We start from the raw sequence: 22768 nt of genomic DNA on the forward strand, positions 1-22768 counted from the left end.
GGGGTCGAGGGCTGCGCTCAGCCCCAGTCGTAGGTCTCGGCCAGCTCCCGCAGCACGAGGTCGGCCGCGATGTCGGCGCCGCGTCCGTTGAGGTGGATGCCGTCGGCGTCACGGACGATCTCGCCGTCGATCGCATCCCGGTAGGCGCCGCGCGGCGTGAAGACGGAGGGGACGTCGAGAAGCCGCACGTCCTCGCCGAACGGCGCCGCGGCGACGCGGATCGCCTCGTTCACCGTCTCGATGATCTCGGTGCGGTCGCCATCTCGAGCGGCCGGAAGCAGCGTCCAGTAGACCGTCGCCTCGCCGCCACGGCGGTAGGCGGCCATCATCGAGCGCACGCGCGTCGCGTACTCCGCCGCCCACTCCGGGCCGCAGCACTCGACCGTTCCCGCACCGGGCGTCGGCATCGGGAATCCCTCGTTGGCCCCGAGGAAGACGACGACCGCGTCCGCGCGGTGCTCGGCGGCCTGCTGCTGGGAGAAGCGGCCCCAGTCGAGGAGGTCCGTCTTCGAGATGCCGGTCCCGATCTTCGCGTCGCGGATCGTCCGGACGCCCTCCTCGGTGAGCTCGCGCGCGAGCGAGGAGTCCATCGGCTGCACCATCGAGTCGCCGGTGACGAGGAGCGTCCCGAGCGGCCGCCGCTCGCCCGCCGGGGCGGCCGCGCCGGCGCCGCCGCCGAACTCCGACGGGCTCACCCGCGTGATCGCGCCCTCCTGCGCCCCGCCGCCGTCGGCCGGCCCGGTCGCGGCGGTGCTGAACTCGCCGTCGTCGGAGCCGAGGTCCTCGTCGGTGGCGAACCACCCGGTCACCTGGTCGGCCGCCGAGGCGAACGGGAGCTGGTCGGCCACCCAGCCCGCCGGGTGCCCGACCGCGAGGACGACCGAGCGCCCGAGGCCCTCGTCCATCTTCTCCCCGGTCCGGCGGATCCCGTCGCCGTCGAGGACGACGAGGAGGACCGCCGCGATGAGCACGGCGACGATGCCGTCCCTCGCGGTGAGGCGGCGCGCAGGCCGCGACGGATCGTTGGGCGTCGTGCGATGGGGCGACTCGGGCGGTGTCGTCGTCGGGAGGTCCACGGGCATCTCAGAACTGGAAGTAGACGAAGGGTGGCACGCCCTGGGACGGGATCGTCGCAGCGGCGAGCATGATCGAGACGGCGAGGCCGCCGCCGAGCGCGTAGGGCGGGAGAGCCTCGACGCGGGCGCGGAGAACCTCGACCGGGCGCTCCGGGAGCCAGTGGCTCACGAGGACGACGGCGAGCATGATCGTCGCCGCCGGAGTCCACAGCGTCGCGGCCCCCGACTCGCCGAACTGCTGCACGAGCGCCCAGGCGACGTCGAGGTCCGGGGCCCGGAACGGGATGAGCGAGAACGCGAAGAAGTTGAAGATGAGGAACACCGAGAACCACGTCGGCGGCCGCCATGAGGTCCGGTCGCGCAGCTCGCGCTCGACGACGAGCCACCCGCCCTGCAGGGCCCCCCAGAGGAGGAACCCCCACGCGGCGCCGTGCCAGAGGCCGCCGAGGAGCATCGTGAGGAAGAGGTTGCGGGAGGCCCGCAGACGGCCGTGCCGGTTGCCGCCGAGCCCGATGTAGAGGTAGTCGCGCAGGAACCGCGACAGCGTCATGTGCCAGCGCCGCCAGAACTCCTGGTTCGACGCCGCGCGGAAGGGCTTGTCGAAGTTCCGCGGGAACGTGAGGCCCATGAGGAGCGCCACGCCGATCGCGATGTCGGTGTAGCCGGAGAAGTCGCAGTAGATCTGCGCGGCGAACCCCCACGTCGCCAGGAGCACGTCGGCGGACGAGTACGCCTCCGGCACCGCGTAGACCGGGTCGACGACCTCGCGGGCGAGGTAGTCGGCGAGGACGACCTTCTTCACGAGCCCGGTGACGATGAGGAGGATCCCGGCCCCCACCTTCACGTTCATGGGGTCGCGCGGCTGCTTGAGCTGCGGGAGGAACTCGTGGGCGCGGACGATCGGCCCGGCGACGAGCTGCGGGAAGAAGCTGATGTAGAGCAGCGTGTCGAGCAGCGGCGCCGGCTCGACCGTCCCGCGGCGGACGTCGACGACGTACGAGATCGCCTGGAACGTGAAGAAGCTCACGCCGACGGGCAGCGCGATCGTCGCGACCGGGAGCGGCAGCCCGAGCCCCACCCCGTCGAGGAGGCCGTTGATGTCCTCGACGAAGAATCCGTAGTACTTGAAGACGCCGAGCTGCAGGAGATCGAGCGTCACCGCGGCGGTGAGCAGCCGGGTCTTGCGCCGCTCGTCGTCCGTCGCCGTGATGAGCCGGGCGAAGACGTAGTTGCCGACCGACACGCCGCCGAGCAGGAACGCGAACTTCCAGTCCGCCGACGCGTAGAAGAAGTAGCTCGCGACGAGGAGGAACGTCTTCCATCCTCCGGGGCGCCGCATGAGCGCCCACGAGCCGGGGAGCACGACGAGGAAGAAGAGGCAGAACTCGATCGTGGGGAAGATCATGCGCGGGCCCGGCCGTCCCGGACGCGCGAGAGGCTAGCGAGCGGCGTCGCGCCGGACGCCGGTCGTCACCGCGGGCTCGCGTCGCGCCGGCCGTCCGGGGACGTCCGGCGCGCGCGGACGGGGCGCCTACCGGGCGCCGTGGGCCGGGCGGTGCCCCGGCATGTGGATGTGCATCGCCTGCAGCAGGCGCGGCACGAGCATGAGCGCCGCGAAGCCGACGACCGTGTAGACGACGTCGGTGAACGTCCCCGTGCCGAACACGTCGGCGAGGACGTTCGTCTCGAAGAGACCGATCATCGCCCAGTTGAGGCCGCCGATCACGACGAGCAGGAGCCAGAGAGGCTCCAACCTCTCCATGGACTTCATCACTTCTCACCCTCCTTCAAGGGTTCGTGACATTCCACACGAGATACGCCGCAGGAGAACCGCGGTGACGGGCGCTCGACGGATGTTCGAACGCCCCGCGAGTCGCAGGATCCTGTCGCAGAGCGACGCGATGCCGCGCCGCGCGAGAACGGCGCGGCGCTAGAAGAGGCCGAGGCCCTTGCCGGCGTCCGAGACGAACTCGAACAGCGGCTGGGGGACGACGCCGAGCACGAGCGTCGCCGCACCGGCGAGCACCGCGACGAGCGCGACCTCCCAGTGGCGCTCGGCGCCGGGCCGGAACTCCGCGGAGGCCTCGTCGGAGCCGCCCGCGAGCGCGGGGACCGGGCCGCCGGTCGTCCCCGACGTCGCCGGGGCGGGCTCCATCCACATCGCCGCGACGACCTTCAGGTAGTACGCGAGCGAGATCATCGAGCCGACGACGATGACGATGCCCAGCCAGGCGTAGTCCCCGTCCACGGCCGCGTCGATCAAGTAGAACTTGCCGATGAAGCCGGCGGTCGCCGGGATGCCCGCGAGACCGAGCATCGCGAGGGTGAGCGGCCACGCGAGCAGCGGGCGCTCCCGCCCGAGGCCCTGGACCGCGGCGATGTCGTCCCCGAAGCCGGTCTCGCGCTCTCGCGCGACGATGACGGCGAAGGCGGCGAGGTTCATGACGAGGTAGACCGCGAGGTAGAACACCGTCGCGCGCACGCCGAGCTGCGTCGCGACGACGACGCCCGCGAGCATGTAGCCCGCCTGCGCGACCGACGAGTAGGCGAGGAGGCGCTTCAGCGACGACTGGCCGAGCGCGCCGACGTTGCCGACGATGATCGTCACCGTGGCGAGGGCGGCGAGGGCGGGCGCCCACGTGAGGCTCGCGCCGACGAGCGCGACGTCGAAGAGGCGGATGAAGGCGCCGAACGCGGCGGCCTTCGTCGCGACGGCCATGAACGCGGTGACCGCGGTCGGCGCGCCCTCGTAGACGTCGGGCGTCCACTGGTGGAACGGGGCGACGGACGCCTTGAAGCCGAGCCCGATGGCGCAGAGCGCCGCGCCGCCGAGCAGCAGGGTGTCGTCCGACAGGCCCTCGTCGTCGATGATCCGCGCGATCGCGTCGAAGTCGGTCGTGCCCGTCGCGCCGTAGAGGAGGGCGAGGCCGTAGAGGAGGATCGCCGAGCCCGCCGAGCCGACGATGAGGTACTTGAGGCCCGACTCGAGCGACGTCGCACGCCGCATCTCGGTCGCGCAGAGCACGTACAGCGGGATCGAGAAGAGCTCGAGGCCGATGAAGAGCGTGATGAGGTTCTGGGCCTGCACGAGGACCGCCATGCCGGCGACCGACGTGAGGAGCAGCGAGTAGTACTCGCCGTGCGCGCTCTCGCGCGGGGCGACCGCGCGCCACGAGAGGAGCACCGTCGCGATCCCCGCCGCGATGAGGAGGACGTGGATCGTCAGCGAGAGACCGTCGAGGCGCAGCGCCTGGGAGACGAGGTCCTTCTCGACGTTCCACTCGGCGATCGCGAGACCGAGAGAGGTGCCGAGCGCGGCGAGCGACAGGATCGGCACGAGCTGCTGGCGGACGATCTGGGCCCGGAAGAGGCCGAGCATGAGCACCACCACCGCGCCGCCGAGCAGCGCGATGAGGGGCGAGAGCCCCATCCAGTCGATGTAGGGGGTCTCGGCCTTCATGGCGCCACCTCCTCCTCGGGCACGATCTCGATCTCACCCTCGGGCCCCCCGGGGACGCCGCCGCCGTCCGGTGCGATCGGCAGGCCTGTCGAGGGGTCGATCGGAAGACCCGTCGCCGGATCGATCTGGAGCGCGCCGCCGCCGAGCTCGCCGCCGGCCTCCGCCGCCGCCTCGCCGCCCTGCGAGCGCGCGAAGTCCGCCGCGCCCTCGGGATCGCTCAGCTCGTGGGCGGTCGTCACCGCGCCCGTGATGCTGTCCTCGCCCTTCGAGAGGGGGAGCTGCGGGTAGAACGCGAGCGCGACGATCGCGAGCACGAGCGGGACGAGGACGAGGCCGTCGCGCACGCTGATCTCACGGGACTCCGCCTCGGCCGCGAGCCGGTTGTGCATCGTGCGGATGAAGAGCCGCAGCGCGTAGACGCTCGCGAGCGCGACGCCGGTCGAGGCGATGATCGCGATCGCGAGCTTCGCGTTGAAGGCCCCGAGGAGGATGAAGAACTCCCCGACGAAGTTCGACGAGCCGGGGATCGCGAGGGTCGCGAGCGCGACGACGAGGAAGAGCGCGGCGAGGACCGGCGCGCGCATCGCGAGGCCGCCCATGTCGCGGATGTCCTCGGAGCCGCGGGCCCGCTCGGCGAGGAGCGCGACGATGAAGAACGCCGGCGCGACGACGAGGCCGTGGTTGACCGACTGGAGGATCGCGCCCTGCGCGCCCTGCGGGTTGAGGGCGAAGACGCCGAGCAGGATGAAGCCGAGCTGCGCGAGCGACGAGTATCCGAGGACGAGGCGCGTCTCGGTCGTCGTGAACGCGATCGCCGACCCGTAGAGGATCGAGGCGAGCGCGATGAGCAGCAGCAGCGTCTGGAACTGGACGGCCGCGTCCGGGAGGAGCGGCACGACGATCTTCAGGAAGCCGTACGCCGCGACCTTCGAGAGGACGCCCGAGAAGACCGCGAGCACGGGGAGCGGCATCGCCCGATAGCCGTCGGGCATCCAGCCGTGCAGCGGGAACGCCGGCATCTTCACGAGGAACGCCGCCGCGAAGCAGAGGAAGATCCAGTCCTGCGAGCCCTCGGGCAGCGTGACGTTCGCGAGATCCGACAGGACGAAGGTGAGCTCGCCGCCCGCCTGGTCCTTCGAGAGCACCGCGAGCGCGATCGCCGCCACGAGCATGAGGAGCGATCCGACGAGCGTGTAGATGACGAGCTTCGTCACCGCCGGGACGCGCCGCTCACCGACGCCCCACTGCCCCGTGAGGAAGAAGAACGGGACGAGCATGAGGTCGAAGAACGCGACGAACAGCGCGAGGTCCTGCGCCATGAGCGCGCCGAGGACCGCCGACTGCGCGACCCCGAGATGGAACCAGTACAGCCGCTCGCGCTCGACGTCGCGGCGCATCGACCAGAGGATCGCCGCGAGGAAGAGGACCGTCGTCAGGAGGACGAGGAAGAGGTTGAGCCCGTCGAGGCCGAGCTTGTAGTGGATGCCGAGCTCGGAGATCCACGTCTCGTCGGTGATGAGCTGGAGCCCGCCGGCGCCCTTGTCGTAGTCGGCGACGCCCCAGATCGCGAGGCCGAGCGCGCCGAGCGCGCCGACCGCGGCGAGCACCCGCGAGGCCTTCCCGGGCAGCAGCAGCCCGAGGACGCCGACGACGGCCGGGAGCCAGAGGAGGATCGAGAGGTGCAGGGTCACGCCTGGAGGAGGAAGTAGAGGGTGACGAGGAGCCCGCCGCCGAGGAGGAGCCCGACGTAGGCGCGCAGGAAGCCCGACTGGAGGGCGCGGACCGCGGCGGACGAGGCCTTCACGAGGCCGGACGTCCCGCCGATGAGCGCGGCGCCGACGACGACGCGCTCGAACGCGTCACGGGAGAAGCGGCCGAGCCACGCGAACGGGCGGACGACGACGAGGTCGATGATCTCGTCGAAGTACCAGCGGTTGACGAAGAGGCGGTGCACGCCGGACAGGCGCTCGCGGATGCGTGCCGGCGCCTCGGGCTGCTGGACCCAGAGACGGTAGGCGAGCGCGATGCCCGCGAGCGCGATGAGCGTCCCGAGGACGAGCCCGAGGACGAGGAGGCCGTCGTTGCCCTCGACGTGCTGCTTGAACGCCGACTCCTCGAAGGTCGGCTCGAGGAAGTGGTCGAGCGCGAGCGTCACCTTCGGGATCTGCACCGCGCCGCCGACGACCGCGAGGAAGGCGAGCACCGACATCGCGACCTTCATCGGCGCCGACCGCTCGGCGATGTGGTGATCGGGGCCGGGGAAGCCGACGTCGGTGTCCTCGACCTCGCCGTTGGCGGGGTTCGTGTGGACCTCGGCGTGGTGGAGGTGCCCCTCCTCCAGCTCCTTCGCCTCCGGGCACGGATCGCCCCAGAAGGCGCGGAAGATCATCCGCCACGTGTAGACGGCGGTGAGGAACGCGCCGACGTAGCCCGCGACGTAGAGCGCCCAGTACCAGCCGCCGCGATCGCCGATGACGAGCAGGATCTCGTCCTTCGAGAAGAAGCCCGCGAAGGGCGGCACGCCGGCGAGAGCGAGGCCGCCGATGACGAACGCGCCGTAGGTGAACGGCATGGCCCGCTTGAAGCCGCTCATCTTGTCGAGGTCCTGCTGGCCGGCCATCGCCGCGATGACGGAGCCGGCCGCCATGAAGAGCAGCGCCTTGAAGAAGGCGTGCGTCATGAGGTGGAAGAGGCCGGCGACGTAGGCCCCCGCCCCGACGGCCATGATCATGTAGCCGATCTGCGACATCGTCGAGTAGGCGATGACGCGCTTGAGATCGGTGACCGCGAGCCCGATCGTGCCCGCGAGCAGCAGCGTGATCGCACCGATGATCGCGGCGACGTCGGCCGCGCTCGGAGCGATCTCGAAGAGCGGGTGCATGCGGGCGATGAGGTAGACGCCCGCGGTGACCATCGTCGCCGCGTGGATGAGCGCGGAGACGGGCGTCGGGCCCTCCATCGCGTCCGGGAGCCAGGTGTGGAGCGGCACCTGCGCGGACTTCGCGAACGCTCCGACGAGGAGGAGGATGAGGCCGGCGGTGAGATCCCCGTCGTTCCCCGCGAAGGACTCCTCGGCCGCCTCGAAGGTCTTGAGGAAGTCGAGGGTCCCGGTGTGCTTGAAGATGAAGTACGTCCCGAGGACGAGCCCGACGTCCCCGACGACGTTGATGACGAACGCCTTGATGCCCGCGCTCGTCGCCGTCGTGCGCCGGTACCAGAAGGAGATGAGGAGGTACGAGGCGGCGCCGACGAACGCCCACCCGACGATGAGCAGGAGGAAGTTGCCCGCGAGGACGAGCAACAGCATCGAGAAGACGAAGAAGTTGAGGTACGAGAAGAACCGCGCGTAGCCCCGGTCCGACCACAGGTACGAGAGCGAGTACAGGTGGATGAGCGTCGACACGCCCGTGACGACGAGCGCCATGAGGACCGAGAGCGGGTCGACGAGGATCGACATCTCGGCGTCGACCCCGACGGTGGACGCGTAGTCGTAGAGGATCCCGGTGACCTGCTGCGCGCCGTGCGGCTGGTCCTCGATCTGGATGAAGGCGCCGATCGCGGCGAGGAACGCGAGGCCGATCGCCGACGTGCCGATGACGCCGGCGACGCGCGTGGGGATGACCCGGTATCCGAGCGCGATGACGAGCGACCCGACGAGCGGGAAGAGCAGGATGAGCCAGCCGTACGAGGTGACGTCCACGACCTGTTACCCCTGGAGCTCGCGCATGGAATCGACGTCGATCGCGAGCTTCCGCCGGTACATCGCGACGATGAGCCCGAGGCCGATCGTCACCTCGCAGGCCGCGACGACCATGACGATGATCGCGAAGATGTGGCCGTCACCCGTGCCGTGCATGCGCGCGAACGCGATGAGCGCCAGGTTCGCCGCGTTCAGCATGAGCTCGAGGCAGAGGAGGATGACGAGCGGGTTGCGCCGGACGAGGATGCCGCCGGCGCCGATGGAGAAGATGAGGGCGCTCACCGCGAGATACCAGCCGATGTCCATCGCTCAGCGCCCTCCTTCCGGCTCGCGGGCGTCCTCGCCGCCAGGGGGCGTCGGGTCGTCCTCCTGGGGGCCCGTGCCCGAGACCGTGCCGCGGTGGCGCGCCCCGACGCCCTCGGCCATCGTGCCGGTGAAGGGATCCCGCCCGCCCTGGCGGATGATGTCCATCGGCGTGATGACGTCGCCCTCGGTGATCCCGCCGCGGCGCCGCGCGAGCGTGACGGCGCCCACGGCCGCGATGAGGAGGAGGAACGACGCGATCTCGAACGGGATGAGGAAGTCGGTGAGGAGGAGCTCGCCGATCTCGCCGGGCGAGCCGAAGCCGGCCTGGTAGGGAGCGCCCTCGGAGTCGATCGCCTGGAGGCCCGAGCCGAAGAAGACGATCGCGAGCTCGGCGAAGAGGAGGACGGCGACGGCCGCGCCGAGAGCGCGCATGCCGGGGCCCGTCGTCGGCCCCACGGGCTCTTGCGAGCCGCCGACGTAGGCGACGACGAAGACGTAGAGCACCATGACGGCGCCGGCGTAGACGATCACCTGCGCGGCGGCGACGAACTCGGCCCGCAGGAGGAGGAAGAGCGCCGCGAGCGACAGGAGGTGGAAGACGAGCGCGAGGACGCTGTAGAACGGGTTGCGCAACCCGACGGTGCCGATGGCGCCGGCGAGTGCGCCGAGCGCGGCGATGAAGAACAGGACCTCGGCCATCAGTCGCGCGGAAACCTACCGGTCCGCGCGCCGCGACGACGCCCGATGCCGCCTCGGCTCGGCGGCGCTGTGGCGGGTGTCACGAAGTCCGCACAAGCTCGCCCGGCGGCCGACCTTCGACGGCATGTCGACCCGGGGCCTCAGCGACGGCCCGCGACGGTCCGCCGAGGACGCACGAAGACGGCGCCGAGAGTGCGTGGACGGTGCCGCAGCTCGGACACGAACGCCGGTCCGATCGTCGCGCGCCAGAACCCCGTTCGCGGGATGCGGTCGAAGAGGTCGCGCAGCCACGCGCGGTCGAGCCCGAAGGCGAGGAGGCCGCGGCTGACGTCGACGAGGTCCGTCCGGCGGACGAGCTCGGCCTCGAGGCCGTAGCGCTCCACCGAGCGGGGGCTGTGGTGCTGCTCGCAGGCGTCCATGCAGCGCTGGAGCCGCTCCGGGTCCCACCCGAACGGCGAGAGGACCTCCTCGGCGAGGCGCGCCCCCTCGGTGACGTACGGCTCGCCGCTCGTCGTCCACAGGCCCGCGTCGTGCAGCCAGCAGGCGCAGAGGAGGAGCTCGCGGTCGACGGGCCGGTCGCCTGCCATCCGCTCGGCCATGAGGAACTGCCGGTGGCAGTGGCGCTCCATGGGGCTGTCGACCCCGGCCCGCTCGCGCAGCGCCGCGAGGCACGCGCGCTCGGCCGGGGTCTCGCAGAGCTCGTCGGCGGTCACGGACGGCGGTCTCGCCCGCCGCTCACGCGCTCGTCGCGAAGTGGGCGCGCTCGGGCTCGGTCGCGGGGAGCTCGTCCGGGAGGTCCCCACCGGGGAGCGACTGCCAGTCGTGCTGGCCGCGCGCCTTGCGGATGCGGTAGTCGACCTTCCCGACGTTGTTCATGACGTGCCACGCCGCGACGTGCGTCGACACGGTCATCGCCGGGATCCAGAAGCGGTCGGCGAGCCCGTCGAGCGGCGCGACCGAGCCGGGCGTGACGTCGGCGGCGATGTGCCCCTCGCCCTCCTCGCCGGGCAGGCGCGCGAGGACGGTGCCGTCGGCGGCGCAGATCTGCGTCTCGCCGAGCATCGTCGTCTTCCACGGGATCGGCGTGAGCGGGAACGTCGCCTCGACCGGCCCGACGTGACACGCGTAGACGACGGGCGCGCCGACGAGCCGCGCGACCTGCGAGGGCAGCTCGCGGTTCTGCCGCACCCAGATGTCGTGCTCGCGCGACGCCCAGGCGCGCAGCGGCCCCGGCCAGTTCGTCGGGAACGAGGGCCAGCACATGCCGCCGAGCACGAGGTCGACGCCGCGCAGGCGCTGCGACGTGCGGTGGCGCGCCCACTCCCAGCCGGAGGCGAGGCCGACGTCGAGGCCGAGCGTCGCGGAGTGCGTGCGGCCGTCGTCGTCGCCGCCGACGTAGTAGTGGTGCTCCCACGCGGACGGGATGTCCTTGTCGTGGAGATGCGCGCTGCCGTCGGGCTCGGCGAGGACGTACGTGCCGTAGGTGTCGCCGCCGCGCTTCGCGAGGAAGCCGCCCGCGATGAGGCAGTCGAGCTCGCGGGCGAGGCGGGTGAGGAGCTGGAACGGGGCGCCGTCGACCGGGCGCGCGACCGGACGCATCGACGGGTGGTGGACGTTCGGCGAGGTCATCGCCTCGGGCACGACGATCACCTGCGGCGAGTGCTCGCGGTGCGCGTCGCGGACGAGGTCCTCGATGCGGAGGAGGTTGTCCTCGACGGCCGCGCGCTTCAGCGCGGGCTGGACGGCGGCGATGCGGACGGGCTTGCGGGTCATGCGGGCACCGGGCTCTCGGTCGGGGTCTTCTTCGTCGTCTTCGCGGCCTTCTTCTTCGGCGCGGGGGCGGAGCCGTTCGCGGAGGCGCCGTTCGACGCGGCCGCGGACTCCGGCCGGCGCGGCGGGTCCCACCAGGTCCAGCCCGGGTGCTCGGAGCCCTCGATGACGCGGGTCGAGCGGAACCGCCGGCGGCGGAGCTCGGCGCGGATGCGGAGATCCGTCGCGAGCTCCGGGAGGGCGTCGCGGATGATCTTCACCGCCTGCGTCGGCTCGTGGGCGACCGCGCGGACCGCGCCGTCGAGGAGCCGCGAGACCGGCAGGACCTCCTGCTGCGTGCGCACGCGGTTGAAGACGTCGCCCAGGTCCGGGCCGGTCTCCGAGTCCACGCCCGCGCGGGCGACCGCCTTGAGGACGGGCGACTGCGGCAGGATGCGCGTCTCGTTGTTCGCGAAGTGGTAGGCGGAGAGGCACTCGTCGTCGCGCTCCTGCTCCCACTGGCGCAGGCGGGCGTCGAGCGCGCCCGGGTCGTCGAGGAGGGGTGCGACCGCCTCGCCGAGCGACCGGCCCATCCACGTCGCGTCGCGCTGGCCGTTGCCGATGACGGGGTCCTTGAAGTGGCTCGCATCGCCCGCGAGAGCCCACCCCGGGCCGCTTCCGCAGCGGAAGAACGCGGGGACGTCGCCGGTCGAGCGGAGCTTCGAGACGTTCGTGCCGCCCTCGATGCGCTGCGCGAAGCCGGGATGCCGGCGCAGGAACTCGGCCCAGGTGCCGTCGGGGTCCTTCCGGGCCCGGGCGACGTCGGCGGCGGGGCCCATGACGAGCGCGATCGTCCGAGGCCGCGGGGCGCTCGGGAAGACCATGCACACCGAGGTGCCGTCGCGCCACTGCCAGAGGGTCTCGTTCGCGGGGGTGTCGACGAGCGGGTCGTCGAAGTAGCGGAAGACGAGGCCGCGGCCGTTCTTCGAGCCGCGGTACGGGTACCACGCGCCGACCCGCGCGGCGACCGACGACTTGCGCCCGTCGGCGCCGATGACGAGCTTCGCGTGGAGCTCGTGCTCCTCGCCGTCGGCGTCGCGGTAGCGCACGCCGCTGACCCGCCCGCCGCGCCAGAGGACGTCGAGGAACTCGCAGCCCTCGCGGACGTCGACCCCCTGCTCGCGCACGGTCTCCACCAGCGCGGCGTCCTGGAGCGTGCGCGGGATGCACATGACGTAGTTCGTCTCGCCGCAGGTGCCCCACGGCTCGTCGATGAGGGTCTCCCCCTCGGACTCGACGTGCAGGCGGCGCATGTAGGAGGGGTCGAGCGCCTCGATGCGCTCCCACGCGCCCATGCGCTTCATCTCCTCGACGCCCCCGGAGAAGAGGACGTGGGTGGAGAGCGTGTCGGAGGGGAAGCGCGCGCGGTCGAGGACGACGACGTCGCGGCCGGCCCGGGCGAGGGCGGCGGCAGCGGTCGTCCCGGCGAGGCGCGCGCCGACGATGACGACGTCATGCACGGTCATGGGGCGACCGTAACGTCGTCACCGCCGGATTGCAAGCAGATTCAGAAATGAATCAACTTGCAGAGATGTGCCCTGCGGTCAGGCGTAGAGGGCGTCGATCTCCTGCGCGTACTTCTCGCCGATCGGCTTGCGCTTGAGCTTCATGGTCGGGGTGAGCTCGTCGCCGCCGGGGACCCACGCCTCGGGGACGATCGTCCAGTTCTTCAGCTGCTCGACACGGGCGAGCCGGGCGTTGCCGCGCTCCACCGCGCCGGCGATCTCGTCCTTCACCTCCTGGGAGGCGGCGAGCCCGGCGGGCGTGCGGTCCTCGATGCCCTTCGCCTCGGCCCACGGGCCGGCGGTCTCGGGGTCCAGGACGACGAGCGCCGTGACGTACTGCTTGCCCTCGCCGATCGCGACGACCTGCGCGATGAGCGGCGACTCGCCCTTGATCGTCATCTCGATGTGCGCCGGGCTCATGTTCTTGCCCGCCGCGTTGATGATGAGCTCCTTCTTGCGGTCGACGATCCAGAGGTAGCCGTCCTCGTCGCGCTTCGCGATGTCGCCCGTGTGGAGCCACCCGTCGGCGTCGATCGACTCCTTCGTCCGCTCCGGGTCCTTGCGGTACGCGGGCATGACGTTGGGGCCGCGGACGAGGATCTCCCCGTCGTCGGCGAGGTCGACCTCGACGTTCGGCAGCGCGTAGCCGACCGAGCCGAGCTTGATCGGGCCGTCCGGCGGGTTCGACGTCGAGAGGATGCACTCCGACATGCCCCACAGCTCGGCGATCGGCAGCCCGATCGCGTGGAAGAACTCGAGCACCTCGCGCGGCGTCGGCGCGGCCGCGACCGAGACCCACTGGACCTCGTCGAGGCCGAGCTTCTCGCGGAACTTCGAGAAGACGGCGGCGTCGGCCTGCGCCTGCGCCTCCTTCTTCTCCGCCGGGACCTCCTCGCCGCGCTGCTCGGCCTGGACGATCTCGATGCTCATCTGCAGCGCCGCGCGGGTCTTCTCCTGCGCCTCGGGCTCGAGCTTGTCGATGCCGCCGAGGAGCGCGCCCCGGAGCTTCTCGAAGATGCGCGGGACGGCGAAGAAGCGGGTCGGCTTCGCGCCGGCGATCGCCATCGGGAGCTGCGTCGCCGGGTCGGGGACGGCGGTGATCGTCGCCCCGAACGCGATCTGCGAGTAGTGCGAGATGTAGCGGTCGGCGATGTGCGCCGAGGGGAGGAAGCTCACGATCCGCGGGTGGTCGGCGAACGGCGCGAGGATGTTCATCGACTCGAGGCCGAAGAGGAGGCCGCGGTGGGTGTGCTGCACGCCCTTCGGCAGCCCGGTCGTCCCGGACGTGTAGACGATCGTGCAGAACGTGTCGCCGTCGACCGCCCGCCACGAGGCCTCGAAGTCGAAGCCCTCCGGGGCGCCGCGCGCCTCGAGCTCGTCGAGGCTGAGATCGCCGCCGCTGCCGTCCGTCGTGACGACGTGGCTCACCTGGCCGCCGCGCTTCACGGCGTCCTCGACGACGGGGAGGAACGCCTCCTCGGTGACGAAGACCTTCGCGTCGGAGTTGTCGAGGAGGTGCCCCGTGAGGTCGGCGGGGTTCGTGTTGTAGACCGAGAAGGGCGTCGCGCCGAGATGGAGGACCGCCGTGTCGACGAGGTGGAACTCGGGCCGGTTCTTCAGCTGCAGGGCGACGGTGTCGCCAGGACCGACGCCGAGCGAGGCGAGCCCCTCGGCGATCGCCCGCACGCGAGCCGCGTAGTCGCCCCACGAGATCTCGTTCGAGCCGTCGGGCAGGCGCAGGGCCGGACGGTCGGGGTGACGGGCAGCCGTCGCCTGGAAGGCTTCGCAGAGGGAGGCGAAGCGCATCGGCGACTCGTGCGCGGACGTGGCGGGAGTCTCGGTCGTGGACATGGGTCCGACCGTACGGAGGTGCGCCGCACCATCGCGTCCCTTCGGAGGGGGATCGGGCCCCTCCCACAGGGGGACGAATGCTCGGAGGGCGCCCCATAAGGTCCCCCTCCGCCATGACCGCCCCCCTCCCCAGCGCCGCCACGATCCGCGAGGTCGGGCCTCGTGACGGCTTTCAGAACGAGCCCGAGCGCATCCCGACCGACGAGAAGATCCGTCTCATCGAGGCGCTCGCCCGCACGGGCCTGCGCCGGCTCGAGGTCGCGAGCTTCGTCCGGCCCGACGTCATCCCGCAGCTCTCCGACGGCATCGAGGTCCTCGAGCGGCTCGACGTCCCCGACGAGGTCGAGCTCGGGGTCATCGTCCCCAACGAGCGCGGCCTCGAGACGGCGCTGCGACACGCCGACCGCTTCCACGAGGTCGGCATCTTCCTCAGCGCGTCGGAGAGCCACAACCGCAAGAACGTCAACCGCGCGGTCGACGAGTCGCTCGCCGTGCTCGAGCGGATGGCCCCGCGCGTCCGTGAGGCGGGCCTGCGCTGCGGCGCCGCGATCGCGACGTCGTTCGGATGCCCGTACGAGGGTCCGGTCGATCCCGCGCGCGTGCTCGAGATCGCCCGCCGGCTCGTCGACGCCGGAGTGCAGGAGGTGACCTACGGCGACACGACCGGAATGGCGAACCCCCGCCAGGTCCGGGAGCTCTTCCCGCGGATGCGCGAAGGGCTCCCCGACGACGTGAACCTCGTCGCGCACTTCCACAACACGCGGGGCCAGGGCCTCGCGAACGCGCTCGCCGCGCTCGAGGTCGGCGTGACCACCTTCGACGCGAGCTTCGGCGAGCTCGGCGGCTGCCCCGTCCCGCCCGGCGCGACCGGCAACGTCGCGAGCGAGGACCTCGTCTCGATGTTCCACGAGATGGGCGTCGAGACGGGGATCGACCTCGAGAAGCTCCTCGCATGCGCGCGAGACGTCCAGGACGTCCTCGGCCGCAAGCTCACCAGCCACGTCCTCGTCGCCGGCCCCGTGAGGTGGGCCTCCGCATGACCGACACCCAGACCAGCACCGACGCCGTCGTCCACACGACCGTCGAGGACCGCGTCCTCGAGATCGTCCTCGCCCGGCCACCCGCCAACGCGCTCGGCGCGCCGATCGTCGACGGGCTCGCCGCCGCGGCCGAGCAGATCGACGGCGATGCCGTCCGCGCGGTCGTCGTGCGGTCCGAGGTCCCCGGCTTCTTCGCCGCCGGCGCCGACATCAAGCAGATGCGCGAGCTCGACGGCGGGACCTTCGCCGAGTACCGCGACGCGCTGCGCGCTTCGATCGAGGCGATCGCCGCGGCGCCCGCCCCCACCATCGCCGCGATCGACGGCCTCGCCCTCGGCGGGGGGCTCGAGCTCGCGATGGCATGCACGCTGCGTCTCGCGACCCCGGCCTCGAAGGTCGGGCTGCCCGAGGTGAAGCTCGGCCTCATCCCCGGGGCCGGCGGCACCCAGCGGCTCACGCGCGCGGCCGGGCGGGGCATCGCGCTCGACCTCATGCTGACCGGCCGGGAGATCGACGCCGACGAGGCCCACCGCCACGGGATCGTCGACCGCCTCGTCGAGGACGCCGCCGGCGAGGCGCGCGCTCTCGCCCGGCGGCTCGCCGCGTCCTCCGTGCCGGCGGTCCGCTCGATCGTCGCCTGCGTCGACGCGGCGGAGACGCTGCCGCCGGCCGAGGGCATGGCCTTCGAGGGCGAGGAGGTCGTCCGCATGCTCACGGAGGGCGAGGCCGCCGAGGGCATCGCCGCGTTCGTCGAGAAGCGCCGACCGGTCTGGAGGTGACGGGGGATGGCGACGGTCGCGACCGGTCGGGGGACGACGCGCGAGGGCGGTTCGTCGGCGGTCGTCGTCGCCGTCGACGCCCGCACGGCCACCGAGCGCGAGCTGATCGCGCGGTGGGCGGCCGAGGAGCACCCGGGCGCGCCCGTCGCCGATGCCGCCTCACCGGAGACCGCCTTCGTCGGCGCCCACGAGGACGCCCTCGTGCATCCGGCCCGCGTGACGTGGCTGCCGCCCGAGCGTGACGGCGACCGCACGGTGCGGCTCCGCGACGTCGCCCTCCTGGCGAACCCCCGCCGGCCGCCTGCGGTCCTCCAGCCCCGGCTCGCGCGACGGGGTGACGACCGCGTCCGCGTGACCGTCGGCGCGCCCGCGACGGTCGCGGAGCTGCGCATGCGCCACACCGAGGCTCCCGGCGAGGGGTTCGGCGCGTTCGTCGCCCGGCAGGCGACGCTCGCCTGCGACCGCGCCGAGCGCGAGGTCATCGGCGACCGCTACAAGGTCCCGCGCCTCGTCGCCGAGCAGATCGCGGCGTCGACGCGGTTCCGCGATCGCGCGACCGCGCTCGCCGGGGAGCTCGGCCGCCCGCAGGAGGAGGTGCTCACCGAGGGCGAGCAGTGCCTCCGCGAGCTCGCGACCGTGCAGAGCCCCCTCGGCATCGACCTGTACCGGCGGTTCTGGAAGCCGATGCACGAGCGCGCGTGGACGGTCGAGCCCGACCGCGAGGCCTTCGCGCGACTGCGCGAGCTGAACCGCGACCACGCGCTCGTCTTCCTCCCCACGCACCGCTCCTACGTCGACGCGCTCGTCCTCGCCGAGGCGCTCGACGAGGCGGGACTGCCGCCCAACCACGTCCTCGGCGGGGACAACATGTCCTGGTGGCCGCTCGGGCCGATCGGCCGCCGGGCCGGCGTCGTCTGGATCCGTCGAAACTTCGGCAAGGACCGCGTCTACAAGCTCGCGGTGCGCGAGTTCCTCGGGCATCTCGTGAGCAAGCGGTTCAACCTCGAGTGGTACATCGAGGGCGGGCGCACCCGCACCGGCAAGCTGCGGCCGCCGAAGCTGGGCCTCCTCTCCTACCTCACCGACGCGCTCGAGGACGACCGCTCGGAGGACGTCATGCTCGTCCCGGTCTCGATCGTGTACGACCGGCTGCGCGAGGTCGGCGCGATGGCCGCCGAGCAGACCGGCGCGGTGAAGTCCGCCGAGGGCCTGCGGTGGTGGGCCGACTACATCCGCACCCAGTCCGAGCACGTCGGCAAGGCGCGCGTCCACGTCGGCGAGCCCTTCCTCCTGCGGGAGGCGCTCGCGACCGCCGGCACGGGCCGGATCCGCCTCGAGAAGGTGGCGTTCCGGATCTGCGACGAGATCAAGAAGGCGACGCCGCTCACGTCGAGCGCCCTCGCGGCGTTCGCGCTCCTCGGGTCCCGCGATCGCGCGCTCGACGCCGGCCAGCTCGACAGGCTCACGGTGCCCGTCCTCGACTACGCGCGCCGCCGTGGCCTGCCCGGGCCGCTCGACGAGCTCGCGGGCCCTGCCGGCCTCGCCACCGGGCTCGCGAGCCTCGTCGACGCGGGCGTCGTCGAGCGCTACGACGACGGGACGCAGCCGGTGTGGTCCGTCAGGCCCGACGGCCATCACGTCGTCGCCTTCTACCGCAACGGCGTCGTGCCCCATCTCGTCAACCGCTCGATCGTCGAGATCGCGATGCTGCGCGTCGCGCGCAGCATCGCGGCGGGAGAGGCGCCCGCCGATCCCCTCGACATGGCGTGGCGGGAGGCGCTCGCGCTCCGGGACCTCCTCAAGTTCGAGTTCTTCTTCGCGGACAAGGAGACCTTCCGGGAGGAGCTGCGGGCCGAGATCGAGCTCTACGAGCCGCGCTGGCGCGAGCGCCTCGCGGCGGGAACCGGGGCCCGCGAGATGCTCGACGGCGCGGACACGCTCCTCGCGCACCGGACGCTGCGCTCGTTCTTCGACGCGCAGCACCTCGTCGCCGAGCGCCTGCGCGGGTTCGGCTCGCGGGCCATGGACGACCGCGACGCCTTCGTGCACGGGTGTCTCGGCACCGGCGGGCAGTGGGTCCGCCAAGGCCGGCTCCACGCCGCCGAGGCGGTCGGACGCGAGGTGATCTCGGCCGCTCTCGACCTCGCGGCGAACCGCGGGCTCCTCGAGGCGGGCGCGCAGGCGGGCCGCGACGCATGGGCCGACGAGGTCCGCGCGGTCCTCGACGACCTCGACGTCATCCGCGTCGCCGACGACGCCCAGCTCGCCGAGGTGCTCGATGCCCGACGTCGCTGAGATGGTCGCGCGGGCGCACCGCGCCGACCGAGGTCCCGACGTCGTCGCGGCGTTCGACGACCGTGCCCTCATCGGCGGGCACGGTCGCTTCCCGCCCGACTCGGCCGACCGCTGGGCCGGCCACGACCCGGCCGAGCTGGAGGCGCTCGGACAGCGGCTCTTCACCCGGGAGGTCGCGGCTCACCTGCATCGCGAGGCCTACGAGGTCCTCGAGGCCCACCGCGCGATGGGGCACACGCTCGTCGTCCTCTCCAGCGGCCTGCCGTATCAGGCCGGCCCGCTCGCGGAGGCCCTCGGCGTCGACCACGTCGTCTCGGCCGCCGCCGAGATCGGCGCCGAGGGACGCCTCACCGGGCGCACGGCCGGCCCGCCGATGGACGGGCCCGCGAAGGCGCGGGCGCTCGTGCTCCTCGCCGACCGGCTCGGAGCCGACCTCGAGCGGTCCTTCGCCTACGCGTCCACCGCCGGCGACCTCCCCGTCCTCGACGTCGTCGGCTCCCCGGCCGCGGTCGAGCCCGACGAGGGCCTGCGCGACGCCGCACGCGACCGCGGCTGGCCGACACTGCGCTGCGCGCCGGCGGGGCCCTCGCCGGGGCTCGCGGACCTCGCCCGGACGGCGGCCTTCTACGGCTCCTTCTTCGGCACGATGGGGGCGGGCATCGGCGTGGGACTCCTCAACCGGTCCCGTCGGGCCTTCCTCGACGTCACGCTCGGCGTCGGCTCGGAGGTGAGCCTCGCGCTCGCCGGCGTGCGGGTCGACGTCGTGCGGGGCGCCGAGAACCTGTGGGCGCCGCGGCCCGCCGTCTTCGTCTTCAACCACACGAGCAAGATGGACGCGTTCGTCGTCATGAAGCTCCTGCGCGAGAACTTCACCGGCGTCGCGAAGGCCGAGGCGAAGCGGGTCCCCGTCTTCGGCCAGCTCTTCCAGGCGGCGGACATGGCGTTCATCGACCGCACCGACCGCACGAAGGCCGTCGACGCGCTGGCGCCGGTCGTCGACAAGCTCCGCGCCGGGACGTCGATCGTCATCTCCCCGGAGGGGACGCGCACGCCGACCCCGCGCCTCGGGCCCTTCAAGAAGGGGCCGTTCCACATCGCGATGCAGGCCGGCGTGCCGATCGTGCCGATGCTCTTCCGCGGCGTCGGCGAGGTGCAGTGGCGCGGGTCCCAGGTCGTGCGACCCGGGCGCGTCGAGGTCGTCGTCCTGCCGCCTGTCGACACGTCGCGCTGGCGACCGGAGACCGTCGCGGAGCACCGCGACGAGGTCCGGGAGCTCATGGCGGCGACGCTCGCCGCCTGGCCGAACGCGCCGCAGCCGGCGCTCACCGAGGAGACGATCGCATGACCGCCGTCGACGACATCACGACCTGGGGCTCCGCCGATCTCAACGCGCTGGAGGCGGTGATGTGGCGGGCCGAGGTCGATCCGGCCCTCAGCTCGACCGTCGTCGTGCTCGAGGAGCTCGACGCGACGCCCGAGTGGGGGCGCTTCCTCGCGGCCCACGAGTGGGGGTCGCGGGCGGTCCCGCGCTTCCGCGAGCGCGTGGTCGACGGGCCCCTCGGCCTGGGACAGCCGACCTGGGCGACGGACCGGCGGTTCTCGCTCGAGCACCACGTCCGCCGTGCGGGTCTGCCGCCCGGCGGCGGGTGGCCCGAGCTGCTCGACCTCACGGCGCGGCTCGCCTCGACGCCGTTCGACCGCACGCGCCCTCCGTGGGAGGCCACCCTCGTCGAGGGCCTGCCCGACGGCCGCGCCGCGTACATCCTCAAGATGCACCACGCGACGCTCGACGGCATCGCGGGGATCCAGCTCCTCCAGGGCCTGCACTCGCGGCGCCGTGAGCCGACGCCGGACAAGCCCGCGCCCGAGCTCCCGGCCGCCGGCGACCGGCGGGTGCCGGACAGCCTGCTTCCCATCACGCGCACGCTCCGCCGCGACGCCGCCGCCGTCGCCGGCGCCGTGCGAGGCGCCCCAGGCCGCCTCGCGCGTCTCGGCCGGCCGGACCGGCAGATGCACTCGGCGACCGAGTACGCGCGATCGCTCTCGCGGGTGCTCGGCGACCCCGACGCGACGCCGTCACCGCTGCTCGCCGACCGCGACGGCCGATGGCGCTTCGCCGCCGTCGACGTGCCGTTCGGCCCGCTCCGCGCCGCGGCGAAGGCCTCCGGTCACACGCTCAACGACGCCTTCGTCGCCGGCGTGCTCGGAGGGCTCCGCCGGTATCACGAGGAGCTCGGGACGCCGATCGCCGACCTCCCCATCGCGATGCCCATCTCCGTGCGGTCCGACGGCGATCCGGCGGGCGGCAACAAGTTCGTCGCCGCGCGCCTCGCCGGACCGGCCGGAGAAGCCGATCCGGTGGAGCGGATGGCGCGCGTGAGCGAGCGCGTCCGGGAGGTCAGGGCCGAGCCCGCTCTCGAGGGCCTCAGCGCGCTCGCGCCGGCGCTCGCCCGCCTGCCGGCCCCCGCGATCGCGCGACTCGCCGGGACGCTCACGGCGGCCAACGACGTCCAGGTGAGCAACGTGCCGGGCATCCGCGGCGAGGCGTTCATCGCCGGCGCGCGCGTCGAGCGCCTCTACGGATACGCGCCCCTCCCGGGCTGCGCTGCGATGATCGTCCTCATGAGCCACGGCGACACGTGCTGCGTCTCGGTGAACCACGACGCGCGTGCCGTCGAGGACCCGGCGAGGTTCTCCCGGTGCCTCGCGGAGGGCTTCGACGAGGTGATGGCGCTCGCCCCCGACGGCGCCGGCGCACGGGCGGAGGTGCGGGCATGAGTCGCCTCAGCGAGCCTCACCACCGTGGCGGCAGCGGCGAGCCTCTCGTCCTCCTCCACGGCCTCACCGGCTCCTGGAGGGTGTGGCGTCCGCTCCTCCCCGCGCTCGAGGCCGAGCACGACGTCTTCGCTCCGTCCCTCCCGGGCCACGCGGGCGCCGGCGAGCTGCCGGAGGGATTCCGCGCGACCGTCCCGACGATCGCCGATCGCGTCGAGGCGCAGCTCGACGAGGAGGGCATCGAGACGGCGCACCTCGTCGGGAACTCGCTCGGCGGCTGGCTCGCCCTCGAGCTCGGGCGCCGCGGCCGCGCACGGTCGGTCCTCGCCCTGTCGCCCGCCGGCGCCTGGGCCTCGCCACGGGACCTCGCGCGCCTCGTCCGCATGTTCCGCCTCGCCGACAAGGCCCTCGGACGGTTCGGCGAGCGGCTGCTGCCGATGATGCGACGGCCGCGGTTCCGCCGGCTCGCGCTCGGATCGGTCGCCGAGCGCGGCGACCAGCTCGCCGCGAGCGACGCCGTCGGCCTCTTCCAGGACACGCTCGACTGCCTCGTCGTCCCCGACATCCTCGACTGGGTGGGCAGCGACGAGTCCGCGCGGCTCGTGAGGGCCGAAGCCGCCGCCGACCACCCCGTCTGGGTGGCATGGAGCGAGCACGACCGCACGATCCCGTTCACGCGCTACGGGCGTCCGCTCCTCGAGGCCGTGCCGGGCGCGCGGCAGCTCACGCTCCCCGGCGTCGGCCACGTCCCGATGCTCGACGACCCCGAGCTCGTCACGCGGACGATCCTCGACTGCGTCGCGGAGGCGCGGGAGCGGGCGCGCGCCTGACGGCGACGTGCGGCGCGCGGCCCGCCGCGATCAGCCCAGGGTCTCGAGGCCGCCGAGGACCCGGGCGACGAGCTCGTCGACGACGCCCGGCGTGCCGAGGAGCTTCGGCGGCCAGAGCACGACGGAGTTGAGGAGGCCGATCGCGGCCTGGACGGCGATCGTCACCTGCGCCTCGGAGGCGTCGGGGTGGACGCGGGCGACGGTCTCCTCCCAGCGGCGCGCGTGCGCGCGCATGCGGCGGGCGAAGCCGCGGCGCCAGGGCTCGACGAGCGAGCGGTGCTCGTGCGCGTACACGGCGACGAGCTCGCGGTGGCTGACGACGAACTCCGCGTGGTGGCGGATGACGCGCTCGAGCTCGGCGCGCGGGTCGTCGAGCGTGCCCTCGTCCGGGACGCTCACGCGGTCCATCGCCTCGTCGAAGAGCGTGGCGAGGATCTCGTCCTTGCCCGAGAAGTGGTGGTAGATCGCCGGGCCGCTCACGCCGACGCGCTTGCCGATCTCGTCCATCCCGACGCCGTGGAAGCCTCGCTCGAGGAAGAGGGAGCCGGCTTCGGTGAGGATCGCGGTGCGTCGGTCCACCGAGGGGAGGGTAGCGATCCCTCGCGAGTATTGAACGATCGTTAGGGAGAGCGGTATCGTCGTC

19 protein-coding genes are annotated in these 22768 nt (G+C 72.7%); 6 read left to right on the top strand and 13 right to left on the bottom strand.

The window, feature by feature from the left end; all coding sequences use genetic code 11:
• Positions 1-17: 17 nt before the first annotated feature.
• The 12 genes from ACME2J_RS11700 to ACME2J_RS11755 form a co-directional block, all read right to left on the bottom strand.
• Positions 18-1082, bottom strand: a complete 1065-nt coding sequence (locus ACME2J_RS11700; protein WP_495545094.1) for a DUF459 domain-containing protein — start codon at positions 1080-1082, stop codon at positions 18-20.
• 1 nt (position 1083) lies between these two features.
• Positions 1084-2481: an MBOAT family O-acyltransferase gene (locus tag ACME2J_RS11705; RefSeq protein WP_495545095.1), complete on the bottom strand. Its 1398-nt coding sequence runs from the start codon at positions 2479-2481 to the stop codon at positions 1084-1086.
• Positions 2482-2607: 126 nt separating this feature from the next.
• Positions 2608-2847 carry a DUF378 domain-containing protein gene (locus ACME2J_RS11710; RefSeq protein ID WP_495545096.1) on the bottom strand — a complete coding sequence of 80 codons (240 nt, stop codon included), beginning with the start codon at positions 2845-2847 and terminating at the stop codon, positions 2608-2610.
• Between the two features lie 159 nt (positions 2848-3006).
• Complete coding sequence (locus tag ACME2J_RS11715) at positions 3007-4536, bottom strand: NADH-quinone oxidoreductase subunit N (protein ID WP_495545097.1); 1530 nt, start codon at positions 4534-4536, stop codon at positions 3007-3009.
• Positions 4533-6227 carry a complex I subunit 4 family protein gene (locus tag ACME2J_RS11720; RefSeq protein WP_495545098.1) on the bottom strand — a complete coding sequence of 565 codons (1695 nt, stop codon included), beginning with the start codon at positions 6225-6227 and terminating at the stop codon, positions 4533-4535. The genes ACME2J_RS11715 and ACME2J_RS11720 overlap by 4 nt, the downstream gene beginning before the upstream one ends.
• Positions 6224-8236, bottom strand: a complete 2013-nt coding sequence (gene nuoL, locus ACME2J_RS11725) for an NADH-quinone oxidoreductase subunit L (protein ID WP_495545099.1) — start codon at positions 8234-8236, stop codon at positions 6224-6226. The genes ACME2J_RS11720 and nuoL overlap by 4 nt, the downstream gene beginning before the upstream one ends.
• A 6-nt stretch (positions 8237-8242) precedes the next feature.
• A complete protein-coding gene (gene nuoK, locus ACME2J_RS11730) occupies positions 8243-8542 on the bottom strand; it encodes an NADH-quinone oxidoreductase subunit NuoK (RefSeq protein ID WP_495545100.1) in 300 nt (99 codons plus the stop codon).
• Positions 8543-8545: 3 nt separating this feature from the next.
• Positions 8546-9241: an NADH-quinone oxidoreductase subunit J family protein gene (locus ACME2J_RS11735; protein WP_495545101.1), complete on the bottom strand. Its 696-nt coding sequence runs from the start codon at positions 9239-9241 to the stop codon at positions 8546-8548.
• 140 nt (positions 9242-9381) lie between these two features.
• Positions 9382-9954 carry an HD domain-containing protein gene (locus ACME2J_RS11740; RefSeq protein ID WP_495545102.1) on the bottom strand — a complete coding sequence of 191 codons (573 nt, stop codon included), beginning with the start codon at positions 9952-9954 and terminating at the stop codon, positions 9382-9384.
• A 22-nt stretch (positions 9955-9976) separates the two neighbouring features.
• The gene (locus tag ACME2J_RS11745; RefSeq protein ID WP_495545103.1) at positions 9977-11014 is read right to left on the bottom strand and encodes a carbon-nitrogen hydrolase family protein; all 1038 of its coding nucleotides are present in this window, start codon (positions 11012-11014) and stop codon (positions 9977-9979) included.
• Positions 11011-12516, bottom strand: a complete 1506-nt coding sequence (locus ACME2J_RS11750) for an NAD(P)/FAD-dependent oxidoreductase (RefSeq protein WP_495545104.1) — start codon at positions 12514-12516, stop codon at positions 11011-11013. The genes ACME2J_RS11745 and ACME2J_RS11750 overlap by 4 nt, the downstream gene beginning before the upstream one ends.
• A gap of 78 nt (positions 12517-12594) precedes the next feature.
• The gene (locus ACME2J_RS11755) at positions 12595-14406 is read right to left on the bottom strand and encodes an AMP-dependent synthetase/ligase (RefSeq protein WP_495545105.1); all 1812 of its coding nucleotides are present in this window, start codon (positions 14404-14406) and stop codon (positions 12595-12597) included.
• A 113-nt stretch (positions 14407-14519) separates the two neighbouring features.
• Here ACME2J_RS11755 and ACME2J_RS11760 point away from each other — a divergent pair, with 113 nt between their 5' ends.
• From ACME2J_RS11760 to ACME2J_RS11785, 6 genes are read left to right on the top strand one after another with little or no spacing between them, the layout of a single operon-like run.
• The gene (locus tag ACME2J_RS11760) at positions 14520-15446 is read left to right on the top strand and encodes a hydroxymethylglutaryl-CoA lyase (protein ID WP_495545106.1); all 927 of its coding nucleotides are present in this window, start codon (positions 14520-14522) and stop codon (positions 15444-15446) included.
• The gene (locus ACME2J_RS11765; protein ID WP_495545107.1) at positions 15443-16225 is read left to right on the top strand and encodes an enoyl-CoA hydratase/isomerase family protein; all 783 of its coding nucleotides are present in this window, start codon (positions 15443-15445) and stop codon (positions 16223-16225) included. Before ACME2J_RS11760 ends, ACME2J_RS11765 begins: the two co-directional genes overlap by 4 nt.
• 6 nt (positions 16226-16231) lie before the next feature.
• A complete protein-coding gene (locus ACME2J_RS11770) occupies positions 16232-18520 on the top strand; it encodes a glycerol-3-phosphate 1-O-acyltransferase (RefSeq protein WP_495545108.1) in 2289 nt (762 codons plus the stop codon).
• A complete protein-coding gene (locus ACME2J_RS11775; protein ID WP_495545109.1) occupies positions 18504-19865 on the top strand; it encodes an HAD-IB family hydrolase in 1362 nt (453 codons plus the stop codon). The genes ACME2J_RS11770 and ACME2J_RS11775 overlap by 17 nt, the downstream gene beginning before the upstream one ends.
• Positions 19862-21298, top strand: coding sequence for a wax ester/triacylglycerol synthase family O-acyltransferase (locus ACME2J_RS11780; RefSeq protein WP_495545110.1), 1437 nt, complete (start codon positions 19862-19864; stop codon positions 21296-21298). Before ACME2J_RS11775 ends, ACME2J_RS11780 begins: the two co-directional genes overlap by 4 nt.
• Positions 21295-22125 carry an alpha/beta fold hydrolase gene (locus tag ACME2J_RS11785; RefSeq protein WP_495545111.1) on the top strand — a complete coding sequence of 277 codons (831 nt, stop codon included), beginning with the start codon at positions 21295-21297 and terminating at the stop codon, positions 22123-22125. The genes ACME2J_RS11780 and ACME2J_RS11785 overlap by 4 nt, the downstream gene beginning before the upstream one ends.
• Positions 22126-22155: 30 nt before the next feature.
• Here the strand turns inward: ACME2J_RS11785 and ACME2J_RS11790 are convergent, their stop codons facing one another.
• A complete protein-coding gene (locus tag ACME2J_RS11790; RefSeq protein WP_495545112.1) occupies positions 22156-22704 on the bottom strand; it encodes a TetR/AcrR family transcriptional regulator in 549 nt (182 codons plus the stop codon).
• Positions 22705-22768: the final 64 nt, after the last annotated feature.

This window comes from Paraconexibacter sp., from assembly GCF_059438195.1.

Coding starts and splice junctions, on each gene's coding strand:
- ACME2J_RS11700 (WP_495545094.1), bottom strand. CDS start 1,082: ATGCCCGTGGACCTCCCGACGACGACACCGCCCGAGTCGCCCCATCGC.
- ACME2J_RS11705 (WP_495545095.1), bottom strand. CDS start 2,481: ATGATCTTCCCCACGATCGAGTTCTGCCTCTTCTTCCTCGTCGTGCTC.
- ACME2J_RS11710 (WP_495545096.1), bottom strand. CDS start 2,847: ATGAAGTCCATGGAGAGGTTGGAGCCTCTCTGGCTCCTGCTCGTCGTG.
- ACME2J_RS11715 (WP_495545097.1), bottom strand. CDS start 4,536: ATGAAGGCCGAGACCCCCTACATCGACTGGATGGGGCTCTCGCCCCTC.
- nuoK (WP_495545100.1), bottom strand. CDS start 8,542: ATGGACATCGGCTGGTATCTCGCGGTGAGCGCCCTCATCTTCTCCATC.
- ACME2J_RS11735 (WP_495545101.1), bottom strand. CDS start 9,241: ATGGCCGAGGTCCTGTTCTTCATCGCCGCGCTCGGCGCACTCGCCGGC.
- ACME2J_RS11745 (WP_495545103.1), bottom strand. CDS start 11,014: ATGACCCGCAAGCCCGTCCGCATCGCCGCCGTCCAGCCCGCGCTGAAG.
- ACME2J_RS11750 (WP_495545104.1), bottom strand. CDS start 12,516: ATGACCGTGCATGACGTCGTCATCGTCGGCGCGCGCCTCGCCGGGACG.
- ACME2J_RS11755 (WP_495545105.1), bottom strand. CDS start 14,406: ATGTCCACGACCGAGACTCCCGCCACGTCCGCGCACGAGTCGCCGATG.
- ACME2J_RS11760 (WP_495545106.1), top strand. CDS start 14,520: ATGACCGCCCCCCTCCCCAGCGCCGCCACGATCCGCGAGGTCGGGCCT.
- ACME2J_RS11765 (WP_495545107.1), top strand. CDS start 15,443: ATGACCGACACCCAGACCAGCACCGACGCCGTCGTCCACACGACCGTC.
- ACME2J_RS11770 (WP_495545108.1), top strand. CDS start 16,232: ATGGCGACGGTCGCGACCGGTCGGGGGACGACGCGCGAGGGCGGTTCG.
- ACME2J_RS11775 (WP_495545109.1), top strand. CDS start 18,504: ATGCCCGACGTCGCTGAGATGGTCGCGCGGGCGCACCGCGCCGACCGA.
- ACME2J_RS11780 (WP_495545110.1), top strand. CDS start 19,862: ATGACCGCCGTCGACGACATCACGACCTGGGGCTCCGCCGATCTCAAC.
- ACME2J_RS11785 (WP_495545111.1), top strand. CDS start 21,295: ATGAGTCGCCTCAGCGAGCCTCACCACCGTGGCGGCAGCGGCGAGCCT.